We start from the raw sequence: 24,937 nt of genomic DNA, 5'->3' as shown, positions 1-24,937 counted from the left end.
TCAGGCAGATGATTACCAAAGAAGCTGCCTTTTTATGTATCGGCAGACATCCGGCAGGTCAAGTGGCCGCCGTTCAAGTAAGCAAAATGGGATTGCGGGTTGGTCATTTGGAAGCACCGGGTAGTGGAAGGTTTGTGTATCGATTCGGAAGCGGTTTCCAACAAAACATTCCAAGAGGCGGTCTAGGCTTTGAAGCCACCCAATCCCTGAAGCGTATGATTGGGGAGCTTCATTGGATTTCTCCTCCTGTCATGGGACAATCGTTGGACAAGGTGAGTTCCCTCATCAGCTTCCCGGATTGTCGTAAACCAATTGTCACGGAATATCGTCACCCTATTGCCGGGGCGACGCATGCTTTAACATAAAAACGGCAGTTACAGGGCTGCTAGCCCGTTCATGCTTCGAGTGCCTCAGCACGAACGGGGTATCGAAGTGGTCACCCGTTAGGTGAGAATCCGTTCCCCCTGAGCGCTGCGGCTTCCGCGGCAGTCGAAGGGTTTCGAGATGGCCAACTGCCGTTTTTAGATTTAAGCATTCCTATTTTATCAGGCTCAAGAATCAGCATAATTGAATGAGATGATTGCAAACATTGAAGACCGCGAATTTGATGGGATAATCGAAAGGTCGACCGTGCCGGTTTTGGTGGAATTTTGGCAACCAGGCTGTGGACATTGTCGAGCTCTGTCCAAAGAATTGGAGCACATCCAGGAAGAGTTTGGGAAACGCCTTCTCATTGTCGCAATGAACGTGCAGGAGAATTTCCTCATTCCCGGCGAATTAGAGATTCAATCTCTTCCCACCTTAGCCCTATTTGTGAATGGGGAATTCAAGCAATTCATTGGTGGAATCGGCAAGAAGGACCTGATCCTCGAGCAAATCTTTCCTTGGCTTGAAGATCCCCACCCGTGCTAAAAATTAATGGAAATCTTTACGGATTCTTACAAAACAACGTACATCAAAAAGGCTTCGCACTTGCATTGGCTTTCCTGGCTCATGACTATGATGTTTCCTTCCTTCACCTTGCATGCCTCTACCCTATTTCATAGCCTCTCCTCACGGCATATTGTCTAAGGTTTCATCCTTTTCCTTTCAGCCGAAAGGACTAAAAACGATATGATGATCAAAATGCATTGAACTATAGAGAAACGTTGGTTCATGAATTCTCCGATTATATTTTCAAACACCGATGTCTTCGGCTTTCCCTCGAACCCTGTGTGTGTTTATTAGGAAAAATCCGAACACAAGGTGACATTGTTGACATTTTTATCCAGGCCAATTGCCTTGACCTGAAATTGAGGATTACACTGAAATCAGAAAAGGTCTGATTGTCGATCATTTGAGGAGGTCTAACATGCCATACTCCAATCCATTTGCTCCGCGTTATGCACTATTAGCCAGCTTGAGTGGCCTGATAGCCTTTGGCGGATGTGGCCAAGACTATACCACCTCAATAGGAGAAGCCGTTGCGAATGAACCTCCCCCTCAAGTCAGCCCTTCAGACCAACAACCGTCAAAAATTGATATCACAAAGGATAAGACGGCTTCACAGATTTACGACTTCACCATGGAAGATATTGAGAATAAACCACGCTCTCTCAACGAGTTCAAAGGACAGGTCATTATGATCGTAAATACGGCAAGCTTTTGTGGGAATACGCCGCAATATGCCGGACTGCAAACATTATATGAACGATACCGTGATCAGGGATTTACGATTCTAGCCTTTCCCGCAAATGACTTTGGCAAACAGGAACCTGGAGACAACAAAGAAATCGCCGAATTTTGCTATACCAAGTATTCTTTGGAATTCCCCTTGTTTAGTAAGATCACGGTGATTGGAGAACAGAAGCATCCCCTCTATCGCTATCTCACCGAAGACACCAACTTTAAAGGTGAGATCACATGGAATTTTCAAAAATTCCTTATCAACCGAAAAGGAACTGTCATTGCCCGGTATGATCCTAGACAGAAGCCACTGTCGTCAGAAATCGTGAAGGATATAGAAAACACCTTACAATCTTCCTAAATCTAAGATCGTTTCTTAATATTATTGCTACTCAAAGAACCAATCATTCATTTATTGCTAAAAAAAAGTGTATTCCCATATGTGAGAACGCTCCCTCCGTTGAACTTATTTTTTGGAGATGATTGTTCAGAACCATCCGTTCCGATCTTTCCTGAGCCAGGGACGGGATATCCAAATGCTTGGGATGCTTTTACTCCTGGCAGGCACCTTGGATTTAGTGTGGATAGCAAGCTACCCTCACTATGCACTCAAGGTTTTCGGAACTACATTCAGCGGATGGGCAGGAGAATTGGTGAAATACCAACACCAGTTTGTCCATTGGGTATTGGGATATGGTTTTTTAAAAAAAACCTTATGGGCATTCTGGGGTTACTTACTCTATCTTGGTCTCGGCTGCCTCAGTGAGTTGACGACCCAAGTAATCGAAGGATTCCATTCCACCCGGACAACCATGAATCTAGTCAGCCTGATCTTTGGATGTTACATTTTCCTACGGCGTGATGTGTTTCTGTCTTCTGCCCCCTAAAAGATAGGTTCGGTAATTTCAATAAAGTGGCACCTATTCCAACATGATCATTTTATAATTGGGAAGGCATTCCAAGACCAATGACGGAAATTTGAAAGGTTGGAAAGGGAAGACGTCCGAATAGGAAAGTACTGAGGATGTGTTTCTCAAAGGAAATAATGGAGGTAGAAATAGGTCATCACACAATTGAGGAGAAAAAAGCAGAATTAGAAAAAAGAAAAATCTAAATAAATTTATAGAGAGATTCCGGGATGTATAAATGTCGTTTCGTAAATACCATGCCAAGAAGATTTCCTTCCTGCATAAGAATCTGATCTCTGACTTTTTTTGCGACAGCCGAACGGGTTTGTTCGGCCTCGACCACCAGCACAATACCATCAACAGTTTCACAAAGCGCCAAGCTATCTGCGGTGACATTGGCCGGAGAAGAATCTATGAGTATAAGGGAAAACTGTTCACGAACAATTTTCCACATATCAGTAGGGTTGTAAAAAGTGCGTGTCGTAAGAGCCGACTGAACTTTAGAAGATAATGTCGCGAGAAAAAGATTCGATTGGTCAACCTGAGAAACGACACCATCAAGCGCTTTCCCATCTTTTAATACATGATCCAAAGGAGTTTTAGCCTCAATCCCGAATGCCTGATACTGACAAGGCTGCATGAGATCTGCTTCGACAAGAAGAACAGGTTTATTGCTATGCTGAGAGGAAACCAGAGCAAATTCCCGAACAAGGGTGGAGGTGCCTTCTCCCCTTCTTGACCCGATAAACTGAATGACGTTTTTGTCAGGACTTGGAAGTAGTGCGGCAATATTTTGTGCCATGACCATCAATTCGGATTCGTTATAAAGTCTTGGGAAAGACGTGGTATTTCTAACTTGTAATAAAGAAGGGGACGGGATCGACACAGAAGGAACTTCAATTGGCTCCTTTTTTGTTTCATTGCCGGCAGCCAGCTTTTCTCCATACGCAATCTGCAGAGCATCGTAAATTTTACTCATAATGTTGTCTTATTCTTTCACGTACTCAGGTAACACAATTTTTTGACCTGGAAGAATGATATCGGGATCGCTGATTTGTGGGTTATGCCGACGGAGCCATTCCACATATTGCCGGCTTGAGGACCCATAGGCTTCATTGGCAATTTGACTCAAATTATCCCCTTCTTTGACCGCTCTGGTAATTGGAGAACCCTGGCTTGGCCTTAAAACTACTTCCCTGTGATCCCTGAGTTTACCATCAGACTTGGTTGTTTCTATTACCTTTTCGACGGATCTTTTCGTCATACCGGAATCCACTCCCCCTTCATCCGCATGAGGAATGGGTCTTTCAATTTGAGAGACAGATGAGGCCATAGGGATTGACTGCTCTTCAAGTTGACCAATGTTTTCCTGAGACATTTTTTCAGAGGAGGTCGCCCTCGCATTCTGGCTGTCACGTTCGCTCAGGCCTATTTGGGATACTCCCACGTTTCCAGGAAGGAATATCGGGCTTAATAAAAAACCCCCGATTGCCAAAAGTATGACCACGGCAACACCGACCGCCCACTTCACAAGATAAGATGAACGGGAACCTTCCATGTCAGCAAGGATTTCCCGCACCTCGCTTACAGAAACGGGTTTTTGTTGCCTGCCATATCCAGTGATCAGGGCGTTATCGCAAAGAATATTAATTCTCCGTGGAATGCCTTGAGCCTCGCGAATAATCAGTTTCATGGCTCCTTGCGTAAATAAAGGCGTACCAGTGGATGAAGACAGTGCAATCCGATGTTCAATATAGGCTTGACTCTCTTTGGGCTGCAACGGCTGTATCGTTGCACGAAGGGCAATGCGCTGGTTCAAGGACTTCAAGGTAGGATGATTCAGTAATGTTGTTAATTCCGGCTGCCCGATTAAAACAATTTGAATGAGCTTGTCTGTTGATGTTTCCAGATTAGAGAGCAGCCGTAACTGCTCCAATGTTTTAACCGGCATATTTTGAGCTTCGTCAATGACCAGCACTACCGTGCTGCCCGACCGGTATTCTTGAATCAATGCTTCCTGAAGTTGATTGACCATCTCCGCCGAATCATCCTGAGATGGAACAAGGTCAAGGCTTCGAAATATGTCGGTCAGAAGCCCGTGAAATGACAAAACCGGATTAAGGATGTAGACTGTTTTTTGTTTTCGGTCACTCGTCTTTTCAAGATACGCACGAATAATGGTCGTTTTTCCTACGCCGACTTCGCCATAAATAGCGACAAAACCTTTTCTTCTCTCAATTCCATAGATAATAGCCCCCATTGCTTCCTTATGGCTGGGGCTCAGATAAAGGAAATTTGGGTCAGGAGTCGTATGAAATGGTTCTTTTTTTAGACCGTAAAACGCTAGATACATAGTGATAAATTTCTGTCTATTGCTTTTGACCGAAAGTAGCCAGGAGGGGAAGGTTTAAATCGTTTGCCGCTTGTTCCGGACGAGTATAGGCCCCCTGGAAGTACTCTAAAAGAAGTCCAAATCCGGTTCCAGCCAATATCCCCAAAATCGCTCCCAAAGATACAAGCAGTGTTGGTGAACGCCCCGCTGGCCCCCCTGGGACCTCTGCGCGTTGAATCACACTAATGTTGGCCATTTTAAGTCGGTCCATTTCTTCCGATACATTCGCTTCCTCTACTCGAGTAAGATACAAATTGTAATTTTGCTCATCTGCTGCTCTCTGCCGCTCCAAAACAATCAGTTCTTTATTTAATTCGTCAAGCCTCTGGATTTTTTTGTCAAGGTCCTCGATTTGAAGGGCAATCACCTGACTGCTTGCCTGAAGGGTCGTTGATTCAGATACGGCTCCCAGCCTCTCTTTTTCAAGCTGGCTGTACATCGCCTTCTTTCCACTTGCTATGGTATTGGCGCGCTCGTTTTTTTGTTCGGCAAGAATAAACTGTTCCACCTGGTCAATTTCCGTCCGAAGGTTCAAAACAGGAAAACTAGTTTCGGTGTACTTGGCTAAGAGCTTTTGTTCCTCACGTTTTAGAGCAAACAATTCCGCTTTCGCCTTTTCCAGATTTCCCCCTTCTTCCACGGTTGAAACAGAAATATTTTCGAGAATGGTTTTCATCTGGCTATCAAGTGAAGCGATTTTACCTACCAATCCTTGCAGCTTGTTCTTAGTTGTTTTGTAGTCACTATCTAGGGTGGCACGCTGATCCAGAAGACGGCGTTGTTGCTCGACAAGAGGGGAGGAAAGATCATGCTTACGCTTAAAAGCCTGAAGGTTTGCTTCCGACCGTTCCAATTTTTCCTGGTAGTCATTTAATTGATTCGTTAAAAATGAAGCCTTCGGGTCGCTAAACACTTGAAGATGCTTCTCTTTCAATAAATCAACAAGGAGATTGAGTGCTTCAGCTGCTACCTCAGGTCGTGGATTTAAATACGATATTTCTAGCACACTCGAACCCTTGACCGGGATGGGCAATAGATTTTTCAAAAAAGTTGAAACACCTTTTTCTAAAGGGTTGTTAATCTCTAGTGAAGGATCTAAAAATTCCGGATAGACTTTTTCAATGCCTAAAGTACTCACGACCCGTCTTATGAGATCTTTACTAGAAATAATTTCTATCTCTGATTGAAGCGCAGCAGCCTCATTATATTCAACAATTTGATTATCTTTTCCTACTTCAGGACGGAATATATGTTCCCTTCCAATCTTCAGAAGCAGACTGGTTCGAGCTTCATAGAGAGGGACTAATGTAAAAACATAGCCTGCGACAATTCCAAATACTAATAAAAAAACAGTAACGATCTTAGTTTTATGTTTAAAAAGAGCGGTCAGAATATCTCGTACACTTCCTAGAGGGTAAGGAAAACCATCTCCCGCTTCAGAGTATTCAGTTTCCATATCTCATTTGCCTCCAGGAGTTCCTAGGGCTGATGTGGTCCCGGTTTCTTCCCCAGGCACATTGGTTGATCGAAGAAGGACGGCTACTTCAGGATTTTTGAGTTGCCCGGAATACGTCTTGATTAATATCGCTCGAATTTGTTCTACGGTATGTCCAACAACAGTGATTTCACCGACCAACTGCAAAGCAATACGCCCATCAGGACGGACCAGAACGGTTTCATTGAGTTCCGGATTAAAAAAGAATTTTATATCGAGCTGATCCCCAACCTGAATTTGATAATCCTGTGGTGGGGTCTTCCCTACTTTTGTGAGGTAATTAATATAATTTTTTTCATCTGCCGTGACTTGGCGCCGCAGTTCATCGAGTTCAGGCCCCAAATTTCTTAGCCTATTCAGTTCCTTATCCACTTCAGCAATCTGTTGTTTGATCACTCCAGCTTGGGCTTCAGCCGAGACGAGCTCAGCTTGCGTGTGAAATAATTGCATTTCCATCTCAAGATAGAGGGGGTTCTTGCCGGTGGAGAACACTTTCTGCTCCTCAATGAACTGATTAATCAATTCCATTTCCCTTCGAAGAGACTGAATATGAGGGTTGTTTTCGTTATATTTGTTCAATAATTCCTGCTCCTTTAATTGGAGGCTCAGTAAATTATTCTTAGCCCCACCAACAAGCCCTCCCTCTTTATCCGAACTCGAAAGAGGAACTTCAGGAGGAATCTGGCTAATTTGCCCCTGGATCCAGGCAAGCTTCTCTTGAAAGCCCTTTACTTTGTTTTCGGCCTCTTTTAATGAATTGTCCAAAGATTTACGCTGTTCAAGAAGATGATTCATTTGGGTTTCAATTAAAATTATTCCATGCTTCCGTTGAAAATCTTGAAGACGCCCCTCCGATTCCTCCAGACTCTGTTGATAAGAGCGGAGTTGTTGTTTCATAATCGAAAAAACTTCATTGTCAGATTTTTTATTATCTATCGGGTCTGAAGCGTTTACTACGGTTCCTGATCCAGTGTCCGCATAAGAGGAAATTTGGTGGGCGAGAATCCCCCCAAACAGAAGGATTGCAAGTGATACAGGCGATATGATCGCCATAATCAGACTATGTCCGTAGAAAGGTCGAAAAGCTAATTGATGAATCTTTGTAATATCCACGGTATTCCTTTCATCCCTTTTCAAAACAAATCTTTGTTAATGCTAATAAACTCATTAATCTAGAAAAGGGTTGAGCCTGGAAATGCAGGAAACAATTTTACACTTGCAAACCTACCAAAATGATCTGGGCACATAGACCATATCAGACGGAAGCAGTCGGATATCCTGACTCAGATCACCTCCATTGAGGGCCCCATCCAAATCTACATTTATGACAAACCTCTGACCATCTTGATCCTCTCGTATGACTTTTACATCGCTTTTCTTTGCCGTGTCTTCCTTCATACCCCCGGCACGCGCAATTGCTTGCAATACACTTAGCGATCCCACCATTTCATATTCCCCCGGTGTCTTGACTTCTCCATCGACATAGATTCTATAAGGCTCTCGAATTGAACGAACAATGACGGCAATCTCGGGATTTTTTAGTTGCCCAACGTATTTTTTCTCCAAAACGCCTTTGAGCTGCGCGGGCGTCAGATCTGAGGCCTTGACTTCATGCACCAATTGGAGGGAAATATGTCCATCAGGCCGCACAACTAAGTCTTCTTCGTTTAACTCTGGATTAAAAAAGAATTTTATGCTTAATTGGTCGCCTGGTTGAATGATATAACGCGGATCATCAATGCTAATTTGTTTCTGCTCTTTCCCCTGAACCTTAGAGGGACGTTCAACATTCGTAGTTTTTCCAGAAAGAGCAGGATAACCATTGGGTTCCAAACTTGAAGCATCAACGGTTTTCATTCCCTTCCATCCTGAATTACACCCACACAGAAGAATAAAAGTCGCCACAACAATTAAAATTCTCATCCTCTTAAATTCCTTCATCAGTAGCAAATCCTCTGTAGATACTCTCATGTTCACTTACATGCACATGCAGGAGGAAACATTTTGGGCAGAGGAGTAATTGAAAAAATAATCTCTCTGTTCACATTGAAATATATTTATTTTTCAAGCATTTATATATTTCACATGGAATAACGATGAACCTTCGGCATACCATTATTAGCTTAGGTACATTTATCCATATTAGTCTTTATCCTAACCATAAATGATAACTGATGAAACTGATTTCTATCAAGACTCATTAAGATTGAACCTTACTTCCCTCTCGGATGAAACAATCTGAAAATTTAGAATAACCGCAAATTTAGGCCTAATCGGTTTCAAAAAGAATAGCAGCTCAACACATAATCACCCACCACTTGAAACCGCCTTGTGAGATTTTCACTGGCCCCTCATCAATGAATTTGATATTCCTCACTCATCGCTGCCATTTCCAAAATTTCAGGTCGATGGAAAGTCGGCACCAACTGCTGAAGAAGCTCAATAACCGAGGGTGAATGACCCAATATTTGGACGTCCTCCAGCTTGCTCAAGATATTATTCAGGAATGCCGGATCAAGGGATTGTCCCGATTGAATACGGAGGATTTTATCAATAGATGAAGGCACAGCTTGCTCACATTCCCCAACCAATTCTTCTTCGAGTTTTTCCCCGGGGCGAAGACCGATAAACTGGATGGGAATATTTTTCTCCGGAACATGGCCAGAGAGTCGGATGAGGTTTCGCGCAAGATCCACCAGTTTAATTTGTCCACCCATCTCCAGGACATAAATCGCCCCTTGCTCGCCAAGGGCTGCAGCCTGCAATACTAAGATCACTGCTTCCGGAATCAGCATAAAGTATCGGCGCACCTCCGGATGCGTGACTGTGACCGGCCCGCCAGCCTTAATCTGTTTTTGGAAGCGGGGTACAACGCTGCCATTACTGCCCAAGACATTGCCAAAGCGTACGGTCAGAAATCGAGTCTGACTCTGACTCGCCATGGCCTGGACAACCAATTCCGCGACCCGTTTGGTCGCTCCCATTACACTGGAAGGATTCACAGCCTTATCTGTCGAAATCAACACAAAATGCTCGGCACCGAAGTGGGCGGCCGCTTCGGCCACTAAACGGGTCCCCAGGATATTGTTTTTGAACGCCTCCCCCGGATTCGCCTCCATTAACGGTACATGCTTGTGAGCCGCCGCATGGAAGATTATCTCCGGACGGTACGTTTTAAATGTCTCGTGGAGTCGGGGAACATCCGTGATATCTCCCAGCACTTCATGAACCACACCGGAATTACCCTGATCGGTCAGCTCCCCCGAGATCGCATATAAGCTGTTCTCGTGTCGTTCGTATAGGATAAGGGCTTTGGGAGCCAGCGCGACAATTTGGCGGCACAGTTCCGAACCAATAGATCCGCCAGCTCCGGTCACCAAGACCCGCTTCCCATCGATTAAATTGCGCACTGGCTGAGGATCCAACCCCACGGGGGGACGCTGAAGCAGGTCTTCAATTGCGAGATCCCGGATTTGACTGATCGTGACTTTGCCTTCCAGGATATCGCCCAAGTTCGGGAGGGTTTTGATGCGCACGTTAAAGGGGGCCAGCAATGCGGTAATATCTCGAAGGACTGCTGAATTCGTCCCAGGAAGGGCTACTAACACTTCCTCAGGTTTGTGCGTGTGAAGAATGCGTGACAGATCCTGGCGTGTGCCTAGAACTTTGATACCATGGATGCGTTTGCTCACTTTAGAGACATCATCGTCCACAAATCCAATGGGCGTATAGGAGGAGGTGGAATGTGATTGCATTTCCCGAACGATATTTTCCCCCGCATCGCCAGCCCCAATAATGAGAACTCGTTTCGTCTTTCGCAAGATCTTTCGCTCTCGAAAGATTCGAACAGCAAGCCGGATTCCACAAAGGAACCCGATCAACAGGATACTATCGAGGATAAAAATGGACCTGGGATAGCCGGTGAGACCAAACCCCCATTTGACGAGGCCATAAAACACAATGGTACCGGCTAACACCCCACCCGTAATTTTCTTTAAATCCCAGATACTAATATACCGCCACAGCCCTTCATTGAGGCGAAAGATCATAAAGGCAATCCCACGAATCACAAGCAGCCCTGGCAAAGTCTTGAGCAAAAGTTGGCTGGCGTCTTCCGGAATATGACCGTCAAATCTCAGCCAGAACGCCAAATAATAGGCCAACACAATCAGTGCCAGATCCAACGTAATAATAATGGGTCGGCGATATTTGGTGATAAAATGGAAAATTGCCGAGCCTTCAAGAAAAGCCACTTCATCATGATTATCACGATCCGTGACCTTTAAAATGACACTTCGTAAGCCCAGCAGTTGCAATAACGTCTGGGCGATGACAGCAAGGTCAAAAGCTAAAGAGGCATGCTCGATATATAATTTAGCTAAACGGATTTTTTCCGGCAGGATCGTATTCGTATACTCATCTTCGGGTTTCTCCACCTTTCCGAGCATACCCTGTTCATCGATATACTTCAGAGAAGCCAGATCTGTTAAACCAGGTCGGACCGTCAAAACATCGTGATAGTCCTCTTTGAACTTTTCGACATAATAGGCCACCTCAGGACGTGGACCCACCAGACTCATATCCCCTATCAAGACATTGAACAGCTGCGGGAGCTCGTCAAGTTTCAACTGACGCAAAAATCGTCCGATGCGGGTCACACGAGGATCTTCACCGATGGTCAGCTCCCCTCCCTTTTTTGAGGCGTCCGTTGCCATCGTGCGAAACTTATACAGACAAAACGGCCGAAATCCACGACCCACGCGCACCTGTCGAAACAAGACAGGCCCTCGGGAATCCATTTTGATAAGGAGGGCGAGCACGACAAAGAGGGGGGTACACACCACTAATCCTAAAAACGCACCAAGAGTGTCAACAACACGCTTAGTCATCACCGATACTCCTGAATGAACATTGTAACCACTTCGCTGGAATGTGAATTTCGGTCTCTGTCATTTTCCATTTAGATGGAAAAGGAGAGCTACCACCATAAGGAGGGGGGGAACAAACCATGTATCCACTAGATAGCTTCAAGAATCTGAGTCTCAATGTCTCGATTACTTATCGCCTGTGCTCTTTGATAAGCGTTGCGACCACCTCAATGACGTTTTGGATATCGATTTCTGTCATTTTAGGATAAATTGGGAGAGATATAATGCGTTCAAATACGGAACTAGCCACAGGGAAATCATTGGGGAGATACCCGTAATTATCCCTATAATAGGGGTGAAGATGCAAGGGGATAAAATGCACACTGGTTCCGATGCCCTGTTTCTTCAGAAGATCGATCATTTCGTTCCGTCCGACCCGCAACCGTTCCAGGTCCAACTGAATGACGTAGAGGTGCCAGGCATGCTCCACATCGTCGGCCACGTGGGGTATCGTAATTTCCGGAATACCCTTAAAACCTTCATTATAGAGAGCGGCGTACCGCTGGCGGATCGTTCCAAAGCGGTCGCATTTGTGTAGCTGGGGAATTCCCAGTGCTGCCGCGACATCCGTCAGATTATACTTATACCCAGGATAGCAAATCTCGTAATACCAGGTGCCCTCAGGGGTATATCGATTCACGGCATCCCGCGATATGCCGTGCAGACTTAAAATTCGCATCCGCTCTGCCCATTCGGCATTGTCAGTCGTGGCCATCCCCCCTTCACCAGTGGTGATCGTTTTGGTTGAATAAAAAGAAAAGCACGTAATATCTCCCAACGACCCGACCATCCGTCCACGATAACGGGTCGGAAGAGCGTGGGCAGCATCCTCAATAACCTTCAGATGATGAACTCTGGCAATCTCCAGAATGCGATCCATTTCACAGGGCTGACCGGCATAATGAACAGGTATGATCGCTTTTGTTCTCGGCGAGATCGCTTTTTCAATCTGGCCTACATCAATATTCAAGCTATCAGCCCGGCAGTCCACCAACACCGGTTTCGCCTTGAGGTAATGCACCACCTCTGCGGTGGCGGCAAAGGTCATGGTGGGCACAATGACCTCGTCGCCTTCGGTCACGCCAACGGCTTCAAGGGCAAGATGCAAAGCAGCCGTACAGGAATTCAGGGCCACAGCATGTCGAGCCTCTACCCGCTGCGCAAATTCCGCCTCGAACTGCTTGGTCTTTGAACCTGTGGTTAACCACCCCGAACGAAGAGTCTCGACCACCGACTGAATTTCTTCCTCCCCGATATCAGGAACATGAAATGGTAAAAATTGGTTCATCCTGTCCTACCTCGATCGATGAATAAGAAAATAGGGCAAATTTTAAAATCAACTGTTTTAAAAGTGAAGAGAGATGGATTTCTACTCGTTAACCTCAACACTAATTTTGATGAACCTCAACCCGATCCACAGCATCTTTCATTATAGGCATGCCTATCCCTTACGAATAACTCCGAGATAATGAGTATTGAATATTTTAAATTGTTCGAGAAGGTAACAAGCCAACAAGGAATAGGGCGCAAGGAACCTTGCAAGAGGGGGAGCCAGAGTGATGCGTCGAAGTTCAATCCGACAGCCCGAAAACAGCTGCTTGATTGTCCGTTTGTTTATACCCTGAACATCAGGGTTTCTAGGGTTATTCACATGGAAGTCATACCAAAGAATAGCACCATTTCCCTTTATAACGCGGAGCATTTCCAGGGCAATTTGTTGCCTCAAAGAGGGATCGAGTACGGAAGAAAAAACTGTAGACTGGAGAACGAGATCAAAGGACCCGTCTCTAAAACCAAGCTTCCCCGCACTCCCACATTCAATTTCTACTCCTTCAGGGCAGAGCCTCCTGGCCACTTCTACGCGATCTGCAAGAAGATCTATTCCGGTAATATTTTTGGGCTTGGCGCCCCATTTAATGAACTCTCTAAGCCAATACCCTCTTCCACAGCCAATTTCAAGAATTTTCATGTTATCTAAACAACCAAACCCATGTTGCTTCAGAGCAACCAGCATTCGCCGTTCTTGTTCCTGCACCATGAAAACATAGCTTGGATTAAACCACGAATAAAAAGTATTCTTTGGCCGCTTGGCATAGGCGGCTTGAATCCGAGCTTCTTCAACTTTTTCGGTAGCAGAGAATTGATCATCCATAGCACCACCTGCATCCCAACTTCACGACTGACCCTAAAAAAGAATTTTTTACGGACATCTAAATATTGGGATTAGATCTAGATTTCAATGCGTTCGTTAAGAAGTTCACCATGACACTGTCCAGGCAAAATCTACTAGCCCTATCTCCCTCGCCTTTTCCTGAACCTATCATCCTTCTTTGAATCGATGATATCCACCTTACAAACCCTCAAACGATGACAGGCCATACGCACAGCACAAATTCCCTTCACCAAGTGAGGGGGTCCTCTTGATCCCCGCACCTCCCCTTTTATTTTACACTTTGATGTGCTTCGGGGATAAAAATTTCAAAACGCAGGTTGACAGAGGTTTGTCGGGAACGATTCAAAGGCCTAGAGGTTTTCACCAAAAGTCGGGCTGCAAAGTAGAAAGTATAACTATGCCATTTCCAATCATGTATAAAGAAGCGCCGGCTTCAATCGGCTAGAATATCACAAAGGGAGGAAATTCTACAGAAAACAAGGTAGGAAATCAGCAAGCCACCGACGCCACAAATGACTGGTCTGAATCAGAGATATCAAATCTCTTTCTGCCGCTTCGCATGAAGTTGAGGAATTATCATCTTTTGGAATGCAAAACATGTCAAAACTGATCGTCTAGTTGTCCCCACAGTTCTTTTTCTAACACATCAACAATCCGACCGGCCGCCTTTCCGTCCCAAAGCGTGGGTGATACGGCGTGTAAGGATTTTTGAGAGAGAGCATCTCTGGCCGCCCCGATAATACCTTCCCCTGGTAACTCCTGCCAGCCGATTCGTTCCTGATTCTATAGTAATAGGACGCTCGGTATTGCGTGACACAAGCCACTCCCAAAATCGTGGTTTCTTCCTGGATTTCACCTGAATCGGTAAGAACTAACCGAGCCTTAGCCATTAAGGCCAAAAAATCCAAATAACCCAATGGGTCGACAAACCTTAATCATAAGCAAGTTTCCAAATGATCAATGAAACGCGCGGCAATGGTGGTCCGATCAAAGTATTGTTCAGCCACTCGACGACCATTCTCCCCTAAGGTCTTACGAAGGTCGGGTTGGGTATACAGAGCCTGAATGGCCTGTACCAGGCTGGCGACATCTCCCGGCTCTACCACCATTCCAGTTTGATGGTCGCGCACGATTTCTGCTGCTTCGCCACCCGCAACCAATATCACTGGACGTCCGCTAGCCATGGCTTCGTATAACTTGGAGGGGACCGCTCCAGTGATATACATCTTTAGTGGCACCAATACAATATCAGCGGAGGCCACCAACGCCGGAATTTCCCGGGCCGGGCGGGAATCCAGAAAACATACGTTATTCAAATTACTCTGTCTGCCCTGCTCAACCAAGGAATTTTTCGTGGGGCCGCTGCCAATAAGCACAAATTTCAAATTGTCCTCTGTCCGAAGCAGTTCTGCCGCAGCCAGTGCTTGTTCCAAACCTTGAGCCAGGCCATGTAACCCGGCATATAACACAATACAGTTTTTGCCCTTGCCTATAGCTTCGGAGGCTTCTTGGGTCTTTCTGTCGGGATGAAACACTTTGGTATCGACGCCATTAGAAAGATGAAAAGTCGGACGATCAGGAAAGCGGGTCCGAATGTCCTCCATGATACTCTTGGATTGGCCCGTTATCAGCCATGCCTGCTGATAGCAAAACTTTTCCAATCGTGCGCTTAATTGATATGCAAAACTATTCCTATCCAATACTCCTAACTCCACCGCCGATTCAGGCCAGAGGTCTGAGACATTAAAAATCATTCGCGTCCGCTTCAACCTGCTTAACCAAAATCCGGACAACCCCAAAAAAAGCGGGGGACTTTCGACAAACAAGAAATCGGCTCGAGGAAGAACAAAGGCACCCAGGAAAGCTGACGACAGGGCAAACGAAAAATAATTGGTTAACCTATAGATAAAGTTAGCTTTCTGTGTCGGATAAATGAAAGTCCGAATAATATCCATCCCCTCAGAAGTTTCGCGTCGAATGACTCCACCGTATCCGTCGAGAATTTTCCCTTGGGGATAATTAGGCATGCCTGTCAACACCGTGACAGAATGACCGCGCTGGACAAAATGACGACATAACTCTGAAAGTCGCGCCTGTGGTGCCCCAACCTCAGGTGGAAAGTATTGGGTTAGTATGATTAAATGCACAATACATTCTTTCCAGCAGAATGCTGCATAATAATATACCGCTCCTGTTTCAATAAATCCTATAATAGCTCTTCGTAGAGATTTCTTAGACGAATTGCAACCTTCTCAAGGGACAACTCCTGCATGCTGCATCGCCCTGATACTCTTTGCTTTCCAGCTTGGACCAACTGCAGTTTCTCCCCCAAATCATCAGGGTCTGGCATTGCAATATAACATCCTTCAATTTTCTGTATACGTTCCTTAACATCACCTACGTCGACCGAAACGATAGGCAAATTACAGGCAAGCGCTTCTTTTATTATATTTGGGGATCCTTCATGGAGAGAAGTAAGAATTATTGCGTCACTGGCATTAAGCCAAAGAGGCACTTCATTATGAGGCACCCCACAGAGCTGATGAAGCTCAGTTTGTATTCCTTTTTTCCGGATAATTTCTATGGCGGCTTTCGCCAAAAAATACCGTTTACAAGGATCACCTGAGTTTGTAGGAAAGAGCAAATGAAAATACTTGGAGGTCCAACCTAATTGCTCACGACATTCATCTCGATCAAGGAGTCTAAAACGATCCAAATTAACACCATTAGGAATTATTTTTACCTTTGACATTGGAATACCCCTGGGCAATGCATCCAAGAGATTCCTGGACTTTACAATAATTCCATTTGAGCGTTCTGCCGCCTTCCAGGAAGCCCGTACTCCCAGACCAGAAATTCCATTTCTTAAAAACCCAGATAATTTTTCACCAAGTAAATCAGATCCACAAAATGAGACAACCGTGGGCCTATCCCTAATAACCCGCGTCATTGTTTCCGCAATAATTCCTCCATACATTGAATGAACAATATCCGGAGAAAATTCCTTACAACTCTGCTGAATTCGTCGGCCCAGATGGAAGTATTCCCTAATCCCATTTTGCTTCCGATCAACAAATAATACTTCCACATCCAAACCTACTTTTCGGAGACCACAAATCTGTTGTTCAACAAAGGTGCCGGAAGTAGGGAACCTTTGAGAAGGATAGAGGTTTGTCACGGCTAGGACACGCAATTTTTGAGATTCAGCCATACCAATTTTGATCTTTTAAGATTCCGCTAAAACATTCCTAACTTTAGATTAACTTGGGCTTGCCTAGAGTGTTTAGGACAACTCACCTTCCCCGTCTGCAATCGCCAAGCAATGCTTCTGATCCTGCGCGTTCATGTCGATAAACACCAAAGCACACAGCCGGTGCTGCTCGGCCTGGAGGCCACTCTAAATCCCATCGATCCAGATATAGAACCCCTGCTTCGCATCCACTCGGCACTGATGCCAGACCTCATCCTCGGCCCGTCAGGCTTGCTTAAATCGATCCCGTGCTATCGGTGAGGCGTTAGGGTCTGGGCCCAGTAAGGCTTTTAAAGGAGAGCCACGGAATGGCAGCTTTCCGATTCGCCCTCTTGCGAACATACGGGGGAACCTATGCCGAGCGGAGGGTCACAGGGTGGCCCTGCAGACTCTGCATCTTGGGCACTTGCACCGGCACTGTTCCAATTCCCGTCGGAATGTCCTACCCCGGATAATGGCCAGTGCGGACCACCACGGCTCGAGTCAGCTCATCCCGCTGTTCCCCAGAAGAGGCCATCACCTCGTTTACCTCCGTGTTCAAATTTGCCGCATTCAGGCCGCGGCCACTCGATCGCATAAACACCATCAGCCCATCCGTTCGTCTTCAATCGTTCAGCTCCACTCCTTCTATCATAGCGTCTCTCCGTGGTAGTTGTGGTGGAAGTCCCGCAACGCCCATGGCCAGCGGAGACGCGCGTCTTTTCAACTTTCCAGCAGACATTTCGCTATAACTTCCCTGTAAATCAGCCTACCCGAAACTCAAAAGTGTATTTTTGACCTGGTCGATCTGTATTGATAATCCGGCTGTCTATATCTAACAATAGCTTAAATTACACCTAAACTTCCCCCTAACATGAAACCCAGGGTTAAGCTGGCCCCTCAAATAGCATCGGGATTTGTGCAGGTCGCCGAATGCCTTTTTTGCCGATTGCAATAGGTTTCGTACTAAAAAATGCTAGATTACGCCATGCGCCGCGTCACGTATCGGTATTGGTGGAAAAAATCGACCTTCAGCATGTGAAAGAAACCATTTTTGACAGCGTCATCGTAACAGGTCGCTCGGCGCCCCCCCTGCTATAGTACTGTCCGATGCTGTTAATCAACCGCTCATGGCGCTTTGCGCAGTACTGTTTGCCGATCAGAGTGAAGAAATTTTCATTTCGAAAAGCCGAGCCGGAACAGGTTCATGCTCAGACGGCACACACCAATTATTGCGACATTCATCGATTCATTGCCCAGCCCACGATAACTCGTATACCAATCTACCGGAAGCCGAGATAGAGCCACCCATAGTCGGGCTATATTAAATTTATATTACTGGTCCATCTCTGATTCGGTGCCTCGGCGCGAGAATCCAGCTTGAGCAAATCCGGTGCGACCGGTTGGAAACCTTCTAGCCGGTCGTGACTTTGAATTTCTTGTTCAATAGATGAGGGTCCCTTCTTTCAGATCATAATGCCTTTAGCTTTCTTCCATACACAACCTCCTGACAAAGGAATATGTGGTGTACTTCTTTTGAATATGGGTGAGAAAGGGCTGTAGGTCTTGACGCAGATTCAAAAAAACAGCGCAGGATCAACCAGCTTGCTGAGGGGGGAATTCGCAAATGTGATTAGACATAACATTTTAAAGATGCCCCCAGATTGCTGGGGCGAGCTTCACTTACTTCATCTTATCTATGAGAAATTATTTCAAGACTAGTTGGTGGTGCTAATGAGGCGCCAAAAGCATAAGCACCAATATCGGATGGGCCTTTAAGATTTCTTTGAACACCGTCAAAATCAGTTTCAACTTCGGCAATCACAAGGCCTTTTCCTATGGCGGAACTTACTTTAGTGAGACGGAAATCATGGTTGGTGGCATCCACAAATCCAGGGTTGTAACTATTCCCAACAAGATTTCCGCTAAGGTTCGCCTTCGGTTCCTTCTGGGCAACAGGCGTATTCGCAACAATGAGATTGTTTTCAACAATAGAGGCACCACTCCCCTGGGAGATCATCAGGCCATAAGAAGCATTGGGAATATAAATAATATTGTTCTTCACCAGTGCGGCGTCACTTTTGCTCCCCAGCCATATTCCATAGCGGTCATCTGCATAAACTGTATTATGATAAATTTTTGTGGCTGATGCACCATAGTCTACATGAATACCATCAAGATTCCCCCAAATAAGATTGTTTATGGCCACATTTTGGGTCCCTGAATATATTCCTAACCCACGTCCTCTTTGCCCTGATCTATTATTGTTATAGATTTTGTTATTTATAATTTTATTATAACTCGGGCTGTTTCCACTCCCACTGTAGATGTGCACGCCCCATCCGGAATTGCGAAAAATCAAACAATCTTTTACTAGATGTTTACTGGTTGAAATGTAAAAACCATGATCCAAATCAGTTGACCCATTATCATGTACCTTAAGGTTGATGAACTCATGATATTCAGAATACTTACTGGTGATAATTCCCGTTTTTGAGCCATTCATGACTTCACTGTTGAGAATACGGAAGTGGTGGCTTCCCTCACCAGACCATATTCCATAAGTCCCACCTTGAGCATCAATGGTGAAACCATCCATGATAATGTATCTTTTACCGTCTTCAAACTGAAAGACAGGGCTCCCAGGTAATGGCTTCACAATCACTTTTTCATTTTTATAAGCCTTAATCGTGACTGGATTTTCCCAGGAATTCCCGCTCCCAGGATTCCACATGGAATGGGTCCTTGTGTAAGTCCCCCCCCTCGCATAAAGGGTATCTCCTGGATTAAGTATACTGCCTCCCTTCTCAAGAGTCAGAAAAGGCTTTTCAATAGTCCCTGGATTTTTGTCATTTCCATTGCTCGCTTCGACAAAATATTCTTTAGAAATGGCATCGCTTGGATTCCCAATAATGAGTAACTCCACGCTCAGCACCAATACAAAAGCGAGACAAAGCTTTATTAATCCATGATTATTCCAATGTCTCATTTCAGCCCTCCAAAAGATAAAGAATGACCGATTGCTGTCACACTGAAAGAAGATTCGACAGAATCAGCCAAAACTTTAGTTTTGTATTTCTCTCTTGAAGTTCGATAGAAACTAGGCCAAATTCCTCGACACCAACAATCTTTAATTATTATAAAGAATTCAAGCATCTGTAATCAAAAGACAAAAGTGGACTTCCTCCGAATCAGGAGACACTACTAGACTTTAATTTAAATCATGGGAGGATACGGTATGAAGAAGGGGCGATTTGCCGATGAGTTCAAAGAAGAGGCGGTCCAACAAGTGTGTCGCGATTGATTCTATATTATTTCTTAGATAAGCATCCCATCCTTTTCCAAAAAAAGTAAATTATCTTTTGTGGAGGAGTGGATAGGCTCCTTCTCTTGATAATTAGAGGAGCCTACCCAAGACCTTCATACAGAAATAATGGAATAAACAAAAATTTCACTTCAAGAAAAACTTAGTAAATTTAGATGTTTAGACTAATTCTTATGGCCTTTCATAGGCTCCAATATCGTGGCTGTTACCTTTGGGCCTTGAATTGTAATCAAAATCATTGACTATTTCACTTAAACTTAATCCTGCATCAATGGCTGGACTTCCGCTTTGAAGATGGAAGTCAAAGCTGCCAGGATTTTGAAATTTAGGATTGTAATTATTTCCTTCCAAATTTTTGCTCGTGGAAGTGGTAGAGGCGTGGTTGGTTAAATCCTTCGTTCCACTCCCATAGATGAGATTATTTTTGATTTGTGAGTTCTTCGAATTTTTCGCTACCACAAGCCCATGAGAGGAACTCAAACTGATAATATTATTATAGACCTTGACTGCGGAACTACTATCTCCCAGTAAAATCCCATAGGTTCCTTTATAAATAGTATTGTTATACACGTTTCCCGACCCCCCCGAATTCACATCTATCCCCGTGACGTGGGAGCCCCATATAAGATTGTTGACAAGGAAATTTCCGCTCCCACTATAAAGTCCGATTCCCGCTCCTCTTCCCGATCTGGAATTGTCATAAATTTTGTTGTTCAAAATGAGATTGTTGCTTGGATTATTGCCCCCACCACTGTAGATGTGCACACCCCAGCCTGAATTTTGATAGATCTCACAATTTTTCACAAGATGATTACTTGTTGAAAGATATAAACCATGATCAAAGTCATTACTTCCGTTATGGTGTATCCGGAGATTAATGAACTCAAAGGAACTTGAGCCTGAATGTGCATTCACCCCTGATTTGTAGCCATTCTTAGCCTCACCATTAAGAATCCTAATATGATGACTATTGACTCCAGTCCCTATGGCCGAATCACCTCCTTTTGCATCCATAATAAATCCATCCAAGATTATATAATGGCTTCCAGAAGTGAACATTACAACGGACTTATGTGGCGGCGCTGTGAGCACCACTTTTTCTTGTTGATACGCTTTGATGGTCACAGGCTGGGACCAGGAATTGCCGCTTGGAATCTTCAAAGTAGAGTAAAATCCTTGGTAAGTACCACCTCTGACATACAGAGTGTCACCTGGCAATAAAACACCAAATCCCCTCTCAAGCGTTTTAAACGGGGCTGATTGCGTTCCTGAATTTCCATCGTTTCCATTACTCGCAGCCACGAAATAGGTATTCCCATTTGAATTACTGGATGACGAGGAGGGTGGTGGCGTGGTGGTAGGCGTGGTGGTAGGCGTGGTGGTGGTAGGCGTGGTGGTGGTCCCCCCGCTCCCAGATTTCACGATGACGGAATACATGCTGCAACATCCACCGCTTGCATTGCCCCCGAGGGTAATAGTGCCGGCGGGAAATGCCCGCACAAACAGGCTGAAGGTTGCATCGGAAGTCACCAGATTCGTGCCGGTATCGGTAAAGCTACTCAACCACGAGGGTTTCGATGTAATGCGATCGCCATGGGCGACATACACCGATACCGGTTGATTGACCGTAAAGCTAAGGAAGTTCGAATTGGTCGCCGCTTTGTCATTATTGGCGGTTTGAATATACGCGGCTCCCTGCACGCTGGAAGGGACCGTCTTAAAGGTATAGCTGCGGTCACGATACACCGTACCCCCGACCTGGAGCCCGGAGGTGGGTACGACATACGTTTGCCCACTGGCCACGGTCAGGTTCGAAAGACTAAGTGAAGAGGAAGATGGCGATGTACTGGTATTGCTCCCAGTGCCTGTGGAGGGCGCTGAGGTAGTCGTACTACCCGCTGTTTGGACGATGACGGAATACATGCTGCAACATCCACCGCTCGCATTGCCCCCGAGGGTAATGGTGCCGGCGGGAAAGGCCCGCACAAACAGGCTGAAGGTTGCATCGGAAGTCACCAGGTTTGCGCCGGTATCGGTAAAGCTACTCAGCCACGAGGGTTTCGATGTAATACGATCGCCATGGGCGACATACACCGATACCGGTTGATTGACCGAAAAGCTAAGGAAGTTCGAATTGGTCCCCGCTTTGTCATTGTTGGCGGTTTGGATATACGCGGCTCCCTGCACGGTGGAAGGGACCGTCTTAAAGGTATAGCTGCGGTCACGATACACCGTACCCCCGACCTGGAGGCCGGAGGTGGGTACGACATACGTTTGCCCACTGGCCACGGTCAGATTCGAAATACTGAGTGATGCAGATAAAACAGGTGAGCAAGGGACTAAAATTGCTAAGGCTAAGAACGGAATGTAACTCAACATTTTATTGAGGAACATGCAGGAAAACAAATGCATGATTGATTTTGTGAAAGTCTTTACGTCGTTTTTGGGAAACCTTTGAAGGAAGGCCCCTCTATGAGACATTGTGTTCTGAATATTATTGGCAGTTAGGCCTTCTTTAACCGATAGTCCGTTCCTTTGGTTTTGCATTTTTTTTCTCTCCAGTTTTAAAGAAGTGCGATTTTTCATGAACTTTCTGCTGGTTGAAAACGTAGTGAAGGATGAGTTCGCAGGAGAATTAGGATTGTCCGGATATCTGAATAAACCAACTTTGACGACAGGCTTTCTTCTTTGACAACTTTTCTGTCATGTGGGGCGAACACGTTTCCTTATATCTAGTTATCCCCATGGCACCCTCTTCCTGCTTTGCGTTTCAACCTATCCACTTCAACTCCCATTCGAACCGAAGTACGATTTCTCGGTTCTTTGTGGCCAAGGTTTCCCAAGGATCGCAAGACAATCCCCTGATTGATTCAAAGACAACCCTGAACTTCTATCTTCCAATCACTAATTATGGAAAATTGAAGATATTTGCAATTTTGCGGAATGAAAATGGGAATGAAGCGGGAGAAGGAAAAAAATGAAGCGGGATAAAACTTTGGAGGATAAAGAGCTGCACACGATATGAAGTAGGAAACATTTTCAACATGACAATAAAAATTCCAGCATCATTGTTCTCACCATAAAAAAAATCTTCCCGCTTGCCTATAAGTGATGCTCAGACAATGCAATAAGATTTCGGTTACATGAACACTGACGGAGAACCTACAATCGGGACAATTCCACTTACCATTCAGGATATTCAAAAAACGCAAACCATGCTCTGCTTAGGGTCGACAAGACCTGCCAAAAGATGGATCCACTCAAACGTTCAGATCGTGGAAAAGCAAAATATGTTCCTAAACAAAAAAACTTCACAAAAAAACTTCTACACCCTTTAAACAATAGATAAATAGTCCAATGCCATAGGACATTTTGTTCAAAGGGTTTCTATCAAACATGAAGGGTCTGACCTACACTTAAAGGAAAATCCTCCGGTATTTTCCTACGGAAAATAATTCCTAGTGCAAGATTTTAAGAGGGAGTTCAGTCGAAACGGGTAGGAAGCCTTCCCGATTAAATTTGGGAGGGCCAAAAAAGAAAGGGTCTTCAGAAAAAATAACTGTGCCAGAATTTTAGAACAATCTTTTTGATTTTTGATGGAAGCAGGGACTTGAGATAGCCTAAAAAATGGGGATGTTCAAAAATTGCATCTAACTTTTATACAGTATCTGGAATTTGCATCAACGCTATAGACCAGAAGGAATGCAATCTTTCTGCTCACCCAAGATCGATTCATAACAATGACAGAATTTTTCTAGAACATGGTGTTGGTTAAACTTTTCATGTACATGGAGGTTTAACTGTTTGCCAAAGTATTTACGTCGATCCGGCGATCGCAGCAATTCCACCAGGGCTTCCGCGAGCTGCGATGGTGAACGGGGTTGCACCAAGATCCCGGCACGACCCTCATCTAATACCTCAGGACATTGTCCTACCCGTGTGGCAACCGTTGGAAGTTCTGCCATCCCATACTCCAGAAGGGTCATGGGAAAGCCCTCAGAAATCGAATTGAGCACACCAATATCACATGAATTGAGTATGCTCGTCACATCATCTCTGTGACCAAGCAAGGAAACATGCTTGTCCAATTGATATTTTGATATCAACTTTTGAAGACTCTCAAGATAAACCGTATTACTCGTCGACCCTATTAGAATAAGATGGGCATAGGAAGCCTGTCGAATGACAAGATCCATGGCATGCAGGAGGGTAGGATGGTCTTTCAACGGACGAAGGTTTGCCAGACACACAATCCTCCCGCCGTCCCGGCCTGGTAAATTTATATTTTCCTCTGGTTTTCTTGTATGATCCTCACTTAAAAAATTCGGGACATACCATACCTTACTGGAGGGCAGGTGTAATTTTTGACACGCCCAGCCGGCGAGATCTTGATTGACGGCAAATACTCCCTTGATTCGTCTGGCCACCAGTCTATAAGGCCAGGTAGATCTCCCTCCGACCGCCAACCTGCCGCTATGAACATGCCAGATGACTGCAGGAAAGGGCGCAAAAACGGCTGCCACGACAGCAATAAACAGTGAAGGCCCATGCGCATGAAGAATTTGTATGTTTTGCTCTCGAATAAAATTCACCAATTTGGTTATGGCTTGCACATCAAACCGATGCCGGCGCCGCAATGGGAGCCTCATCACATGGGGGGCTAATCCTTCCAGGAGCGGGCCATCCCGTCGCGTGCTGCACAAAAACGCCCGGCAGCGGTCTGGAGGCAAAAGATTGACCAAATTCACCGCCACGCGTTCTAAACCTCCGGCTTGCATGGTGTCCGTAATGTGCAAGACGGCTAAAGGCTCGGACATTATGA

Annotated in this window: 18 protein-coding genes; 4 read left to right on the top strand and 14 right to left on the bottom strand. The window is 45.2% G+C overall.

Features of this window, described 5'->3' with window-relative positions:
- Window positions 1-8: 8 nt before the first annotated feature.
- From ACTRXD_RS03660 to ACTRXD_RS03645, 4 genes are all read left to right on the top strand, one after another.
- Window positions 9-365 carry a hypothetical protein gene (locus ACTRXD_RS03660; RefSeq protein ID WP_442430486.1) on the top strand — a complete coding sequence of 119 codons (357 nt, stop codon included), beginning with the start codon at window positions 9-11 and terminating at the stop codon, window positions 363-365.
- Between the two features lie 211 nt (window positions 366-576).
- Complete coding sequence (locus tag ACTRXD_RS03655; RefSeq protein WP_442430485.1) at window positions 577-912, top strand: thioredoxin family protein; 336 nt, start codon at window positions 577-579, stop codon at window positions 910-912.
- 439 nt (window positions 913-1,351) lie between these two features.
- Window positions 1,352-2,026: a glutathione peroxidase gene (locus ACTRXD_RS03650; protein ID WP_442430484.1), complete on the top strand. Its 675-nt coding sequence runs from the start codon at window positions 1,352-1,354 to the stop codon at window positions 2,024-2,026.
- A 175-nt stretch (window positions 2,027-2,201) separates the two neighbouring features.
- A complete protein-coding gene (locus ACTRXD_RS03645; RefSeq protein WP_442430483.1) occupies window positions 2,202-2,552 on the top strand; it encodes a hypothetical protein in 351 nt (116 codons plus the stop codon).
- Window positions 2,553-2,775: 223 nt separating this feature from the next.
- Here the strand turns inward: ACTRXD_RS03645 and ACTRXD_RS03640 are convergent, their stop codons facing one another.
- The 14 genes from ACTRXD_RS03640 to ACTRXD_RS03575 all read right to left on the bottom strand — a co-directional run bounded on the left by ACTRXD_RS03640 (window position 2,776) and on the right by ACTRXD_RS03575 (window position 24,932).
- A complete protein-coding gene (locus ACTRXD_RS03640; RefSeq protein WP_442430482.1) occupies window positions 2,776-3,552 on the bottom strand; it encodes a hypothetical protein in 777 nt (258 codons plus the stop codon).
- Between the two features lie 9 nt (window positions 3,553-3,561).
- On the bottom strand, window positions 3,562-4,833 hold the full coding sequence (locus ACTRXD_RS03635; RefSeq protein ID WP_442430481.1) for an AAA family ATPase: 1,272 nt from the start codon (window positions 4,831-4,833) through the stop codon (window positions 3,562-3,564).
- A 109-nt stretch (window positions 4,834-4,942) separates the two neighbouring features.
- Window positions 4,943-6,421, bottom strand: a complete 1,479-nt coding sequence (locus tag ACTRXD_RS03630) for a GumC family protein (protein WP_442430480.1) — start codon at window positions 6,419-6,421, stop codon at window positions 4,943-4,945.
- Between the two features lie 3 nt (window positions 6,422-6,424).
- Window positions 6,425-7,357 carry a polysaccharide biosynthesis/export family protein gene (locus tag ACTRXD_RS03625; RefSeq protein ID WP_442430479.1) on the bottom strand — a complete coding sequence of 311 codons (933 nt, stop codon included), beginning with the start codon at window positions 7,355-7,357 and terminating at the stop codon, window positions 6,425-6,427.
- A 327-nt stretch (window positions 7,358-7,684) separates the two neighbouring features.
- The gene (locus ACTRXD_RS03620) at window positions 7,685-8,383 is read right to left on the bottom strand and encodes a polysaccharide biosynthesis/export family protein (protein ID WP_442430478.1); all 699 of its coding nucleotides are present in this window, start codon (window positions 8,381-8,383) and stop codon (window positions 7,685-7,687) included.
- 431 nt (window positions 8,384-8,814) lie between these two features.
- Complete coding sequence (locus ACTRXD_RS03615) at window positions 8,815-11,349, bottom strand: polysaccharide biosynthesis protein (protein WP_442430477.1); 2,535 nt, start codon at window positions 11,347-11,349, stop codon at window positions 8,815-8,817.
- Between the two features lie 169 nt (window positions 11,350-11,518).
- Window positions 11,519-12,676, bottom strand: coding sequence for a DegT/DnrJ/EryC1/StrS family aminotransferase (locus ACTRXD_RS03610; protein ID WP_442430476.1), 1,158 nt, complete (start codon window positions 12,674-12,676; stop codon window positions 11,519-11,521).
- A 153-nt stretch (window positions 12,677-12,829) separates the two neighbouring features.
- The gene (locus ACTRXD_RS03605) at window positions 12,830-13,540 is read right to left on the bottom strand and encodes a class I SAM-dependent methyltransferase (RefSeq protein ID WP_442430475.1); all 711 of its coding nucleotides are present in this window, start codon (window positions 13,538-13,540) and stop codon (window positions 12,830-12,832) included.
- A 659-nt stretch (window positions 13,541-14,199) separates the two neighbouring features.
- A complete protein-coding gene (locus ACTRXD_RS03600) occupies window positions 14,200-14,451 on the bottom strand; it encodes a hypothetical protein (RefSeq protein ID WP_442430474.1) in 252 nt (83 codons plus the stop codon).
- A gap of 45 nt (window positions 14,452-14,496) precedes the next feature.
- Window positions 14,497-15,708, bottom strand: coding sequence for a glycosyltransferase family 4 protein (locus ACTRXD_RS03595; protein ID WP_442430473.1), 1,212 nt, complete (start codon window positions 15,706-15,708; stop codon window positions 14,497-14,499).
- Between the two features lie 59 nt (window positions 15,709-15,767).
- Window positions 15,768-16,772: a glycosyltransferase gene (locus tag ACTRXD_RS03590; protein WP_442430472.1), complete on the bottom strand. Its 1,005-nt coding sequence runs from the start codon at window positions 16,770-16,772 to the stop codon at window positions 15,768-15,770.
- 1,711 nt (window positions 16,773-18,483) lie between these two features.
- Window positions 18,484-19,779 (bottom strand): right-handed parallel beta-helix repeat-containing protein, encoded by a 1,296-nt coding sequence (locus ACTRXD_RS03585; protein ID WP_442430471.1) that lies wholly within the window; start codon window positions 19,777-19,779, stop codon window positions 18,484-18,486.
- A gap of 507 nt (window positions 19,780-20,286) precedes the next feature.
- Window positions 20,287-22,494: a right-handed parallel beta-helix repeat-containing protein gene (locus tag ACTRXD_RS03580; RefSeq protein ID WP_442430470.1), complete on the bottom strand. Its 2,208-nt coding sequence runs from the start codon at window positions 22,492-22,494 to the stop codon at window positions 20,287-20,289.
- Window positions 22,495-23,801: 1,307 nt separating this feature from the next.
- Window positions 23,802-24,932: a glycosyltransferase family 4 protein gene (locus tag ACTRXD_RS03575; RefSeq protein ID WP_442430469.1), complete on the bottom strand. Its 1,131-nt coding sequence runs from the start codon at window positions 24,930-24,932 to the stop codon at window positions 23,802-23,804.
- Window positions 24,933-24,937: the final 5 nt, after the last annotated feature.

The sequence above is a fragment of the Nitrospira sp. T9 genome, assembly GCF_052156535.1.
Classification (GTDB): Bacteria; Nitrospirota; Nitrospiria; order Nitrospirales; family UBA8639; genus Nitrospira_E.
The sequence above is the reverse complement of the archived record's forward strand: the minus strand, read 5'-3'. Positions and strand labels throughout refer to the sequence as shown.

Coding starts and splice junctions, on each gene's coding strand:
- ACTRXD_RS03660 (WP_442430486.1), top strand. CDS start 9: ATGATTACCAAAGAAGCTGCCTTTTTATGTATCGGCAGACATCCGGCA.
- ACTRXD_RS03655 (WP_442430485.1), top strand. CDS start 577: ATGATTGCAAACATTGAAGACCGCGAATTTGATGGGATAATCGAAAGG.
- ACTRXD_RS03650 (WP_442430484.1), top strand. CDS start 1,352: ATGCCATACTCCAATCCATTTGCTCCGCGTTATGCACTATTAGCCAGC.
- ACTRXD_RS03645 (WP_442430483.1), top strand. CDS start 2,202: ATGCTTGGGATGCTTTTACTCCTGGCAGGCACCTTGGATTTAGTGTGG.
- ACTRXD_RS03640 (WP_442430482.1), bottom strand. CDS start 3,552: ATGAGTAAAATTTACGATGCTCTGCAGATTGCGTATGGAGAAAAGCTG.
- ACTRXD_RS03635 (WP_442430481.1), bottom strand. CDS start 4,833: ATGGGGGCTATTATCTATGGAATTGAGAGAAGAAAAGGTTTTGTCGCT.
- ACTRXD_RS03630 (WP_442430480.1), bottom strand. CDS start 6,421: ATGGAAACTGAATACTCTGAAGCGGGAGATGGTTTTCCTTACCCTCTA.
- ACTRXD_RS03625 (WP_442430479.1), bottom strand. CDS start 7,357: ATGAAACAACAACTCCGCTCTTATCAACAGAGTCTGGAGGAATCGGAG.
- ACTRXD_RS03620 (WP_442430478.1), bottom strand. CDS start 8,383: ATGAGAATTTTAATTGTTGTGGCGACTTTTATTCTTCTGTGTGGGTGT.
- ACTRXD_RS03615 (WP_442430477.1), bottom strand. CDS start 11,349: ATGACTAAGCGTGTTGTTGACACTCTTGGTGCGTTTTTAGGATTAGTG.
- ACTRXD_RS03610 (WP_442430476.1), bottom strand. CDS start 12,676: ATGAACCAATTTTTACCATTTCATGTTCCTGATATCGGGGAGGAAGAA.
- ACTRXD_RS03605 (WP_442430475.1), bottom strand. CDS start 13,540: ATGGATGATCAATTCTCTGCTACCGAAAAAGTTGAAGAAGCTCGGATT.
- ACTRXD_RS03600 (WP_442430474.1), bottom strand. CDS start 14,451: ATGGCTAAGGCTCGGTTAGTTCTTACCGATTCAGGTGAAATCCAGGAA.
- ACTRXD_RS03590 (WP_442430472.1), bottom strand. CDS start 16,772: ATGGCTGAATCTCAAAAATTGCGTGTCCTAGCCGTGACAAACCTCTAT.
- ACTRXD_RS03585 (WP_442430471.1), bottom strand. CDS start 19,779: ATGAGACATTGGAATAATCATGGATTAATAAAGCTTTGTCTCGCTTTT.
- ACTRXD_RS03580 (WP_442430470.1), bottom strand. CDS start 22,494: ATGTTGAGTTACATTCCGTTCTTAGCCTTAGCAATTTTAGTCCCTTGC.
- ACTRXD_RS03575 (WP_442430469.1), bottom strand. CDS start 24,932: ATGTCCGAGCCTTTAGCCGTCTTGCACATTACGGACACCATGCAAGCC.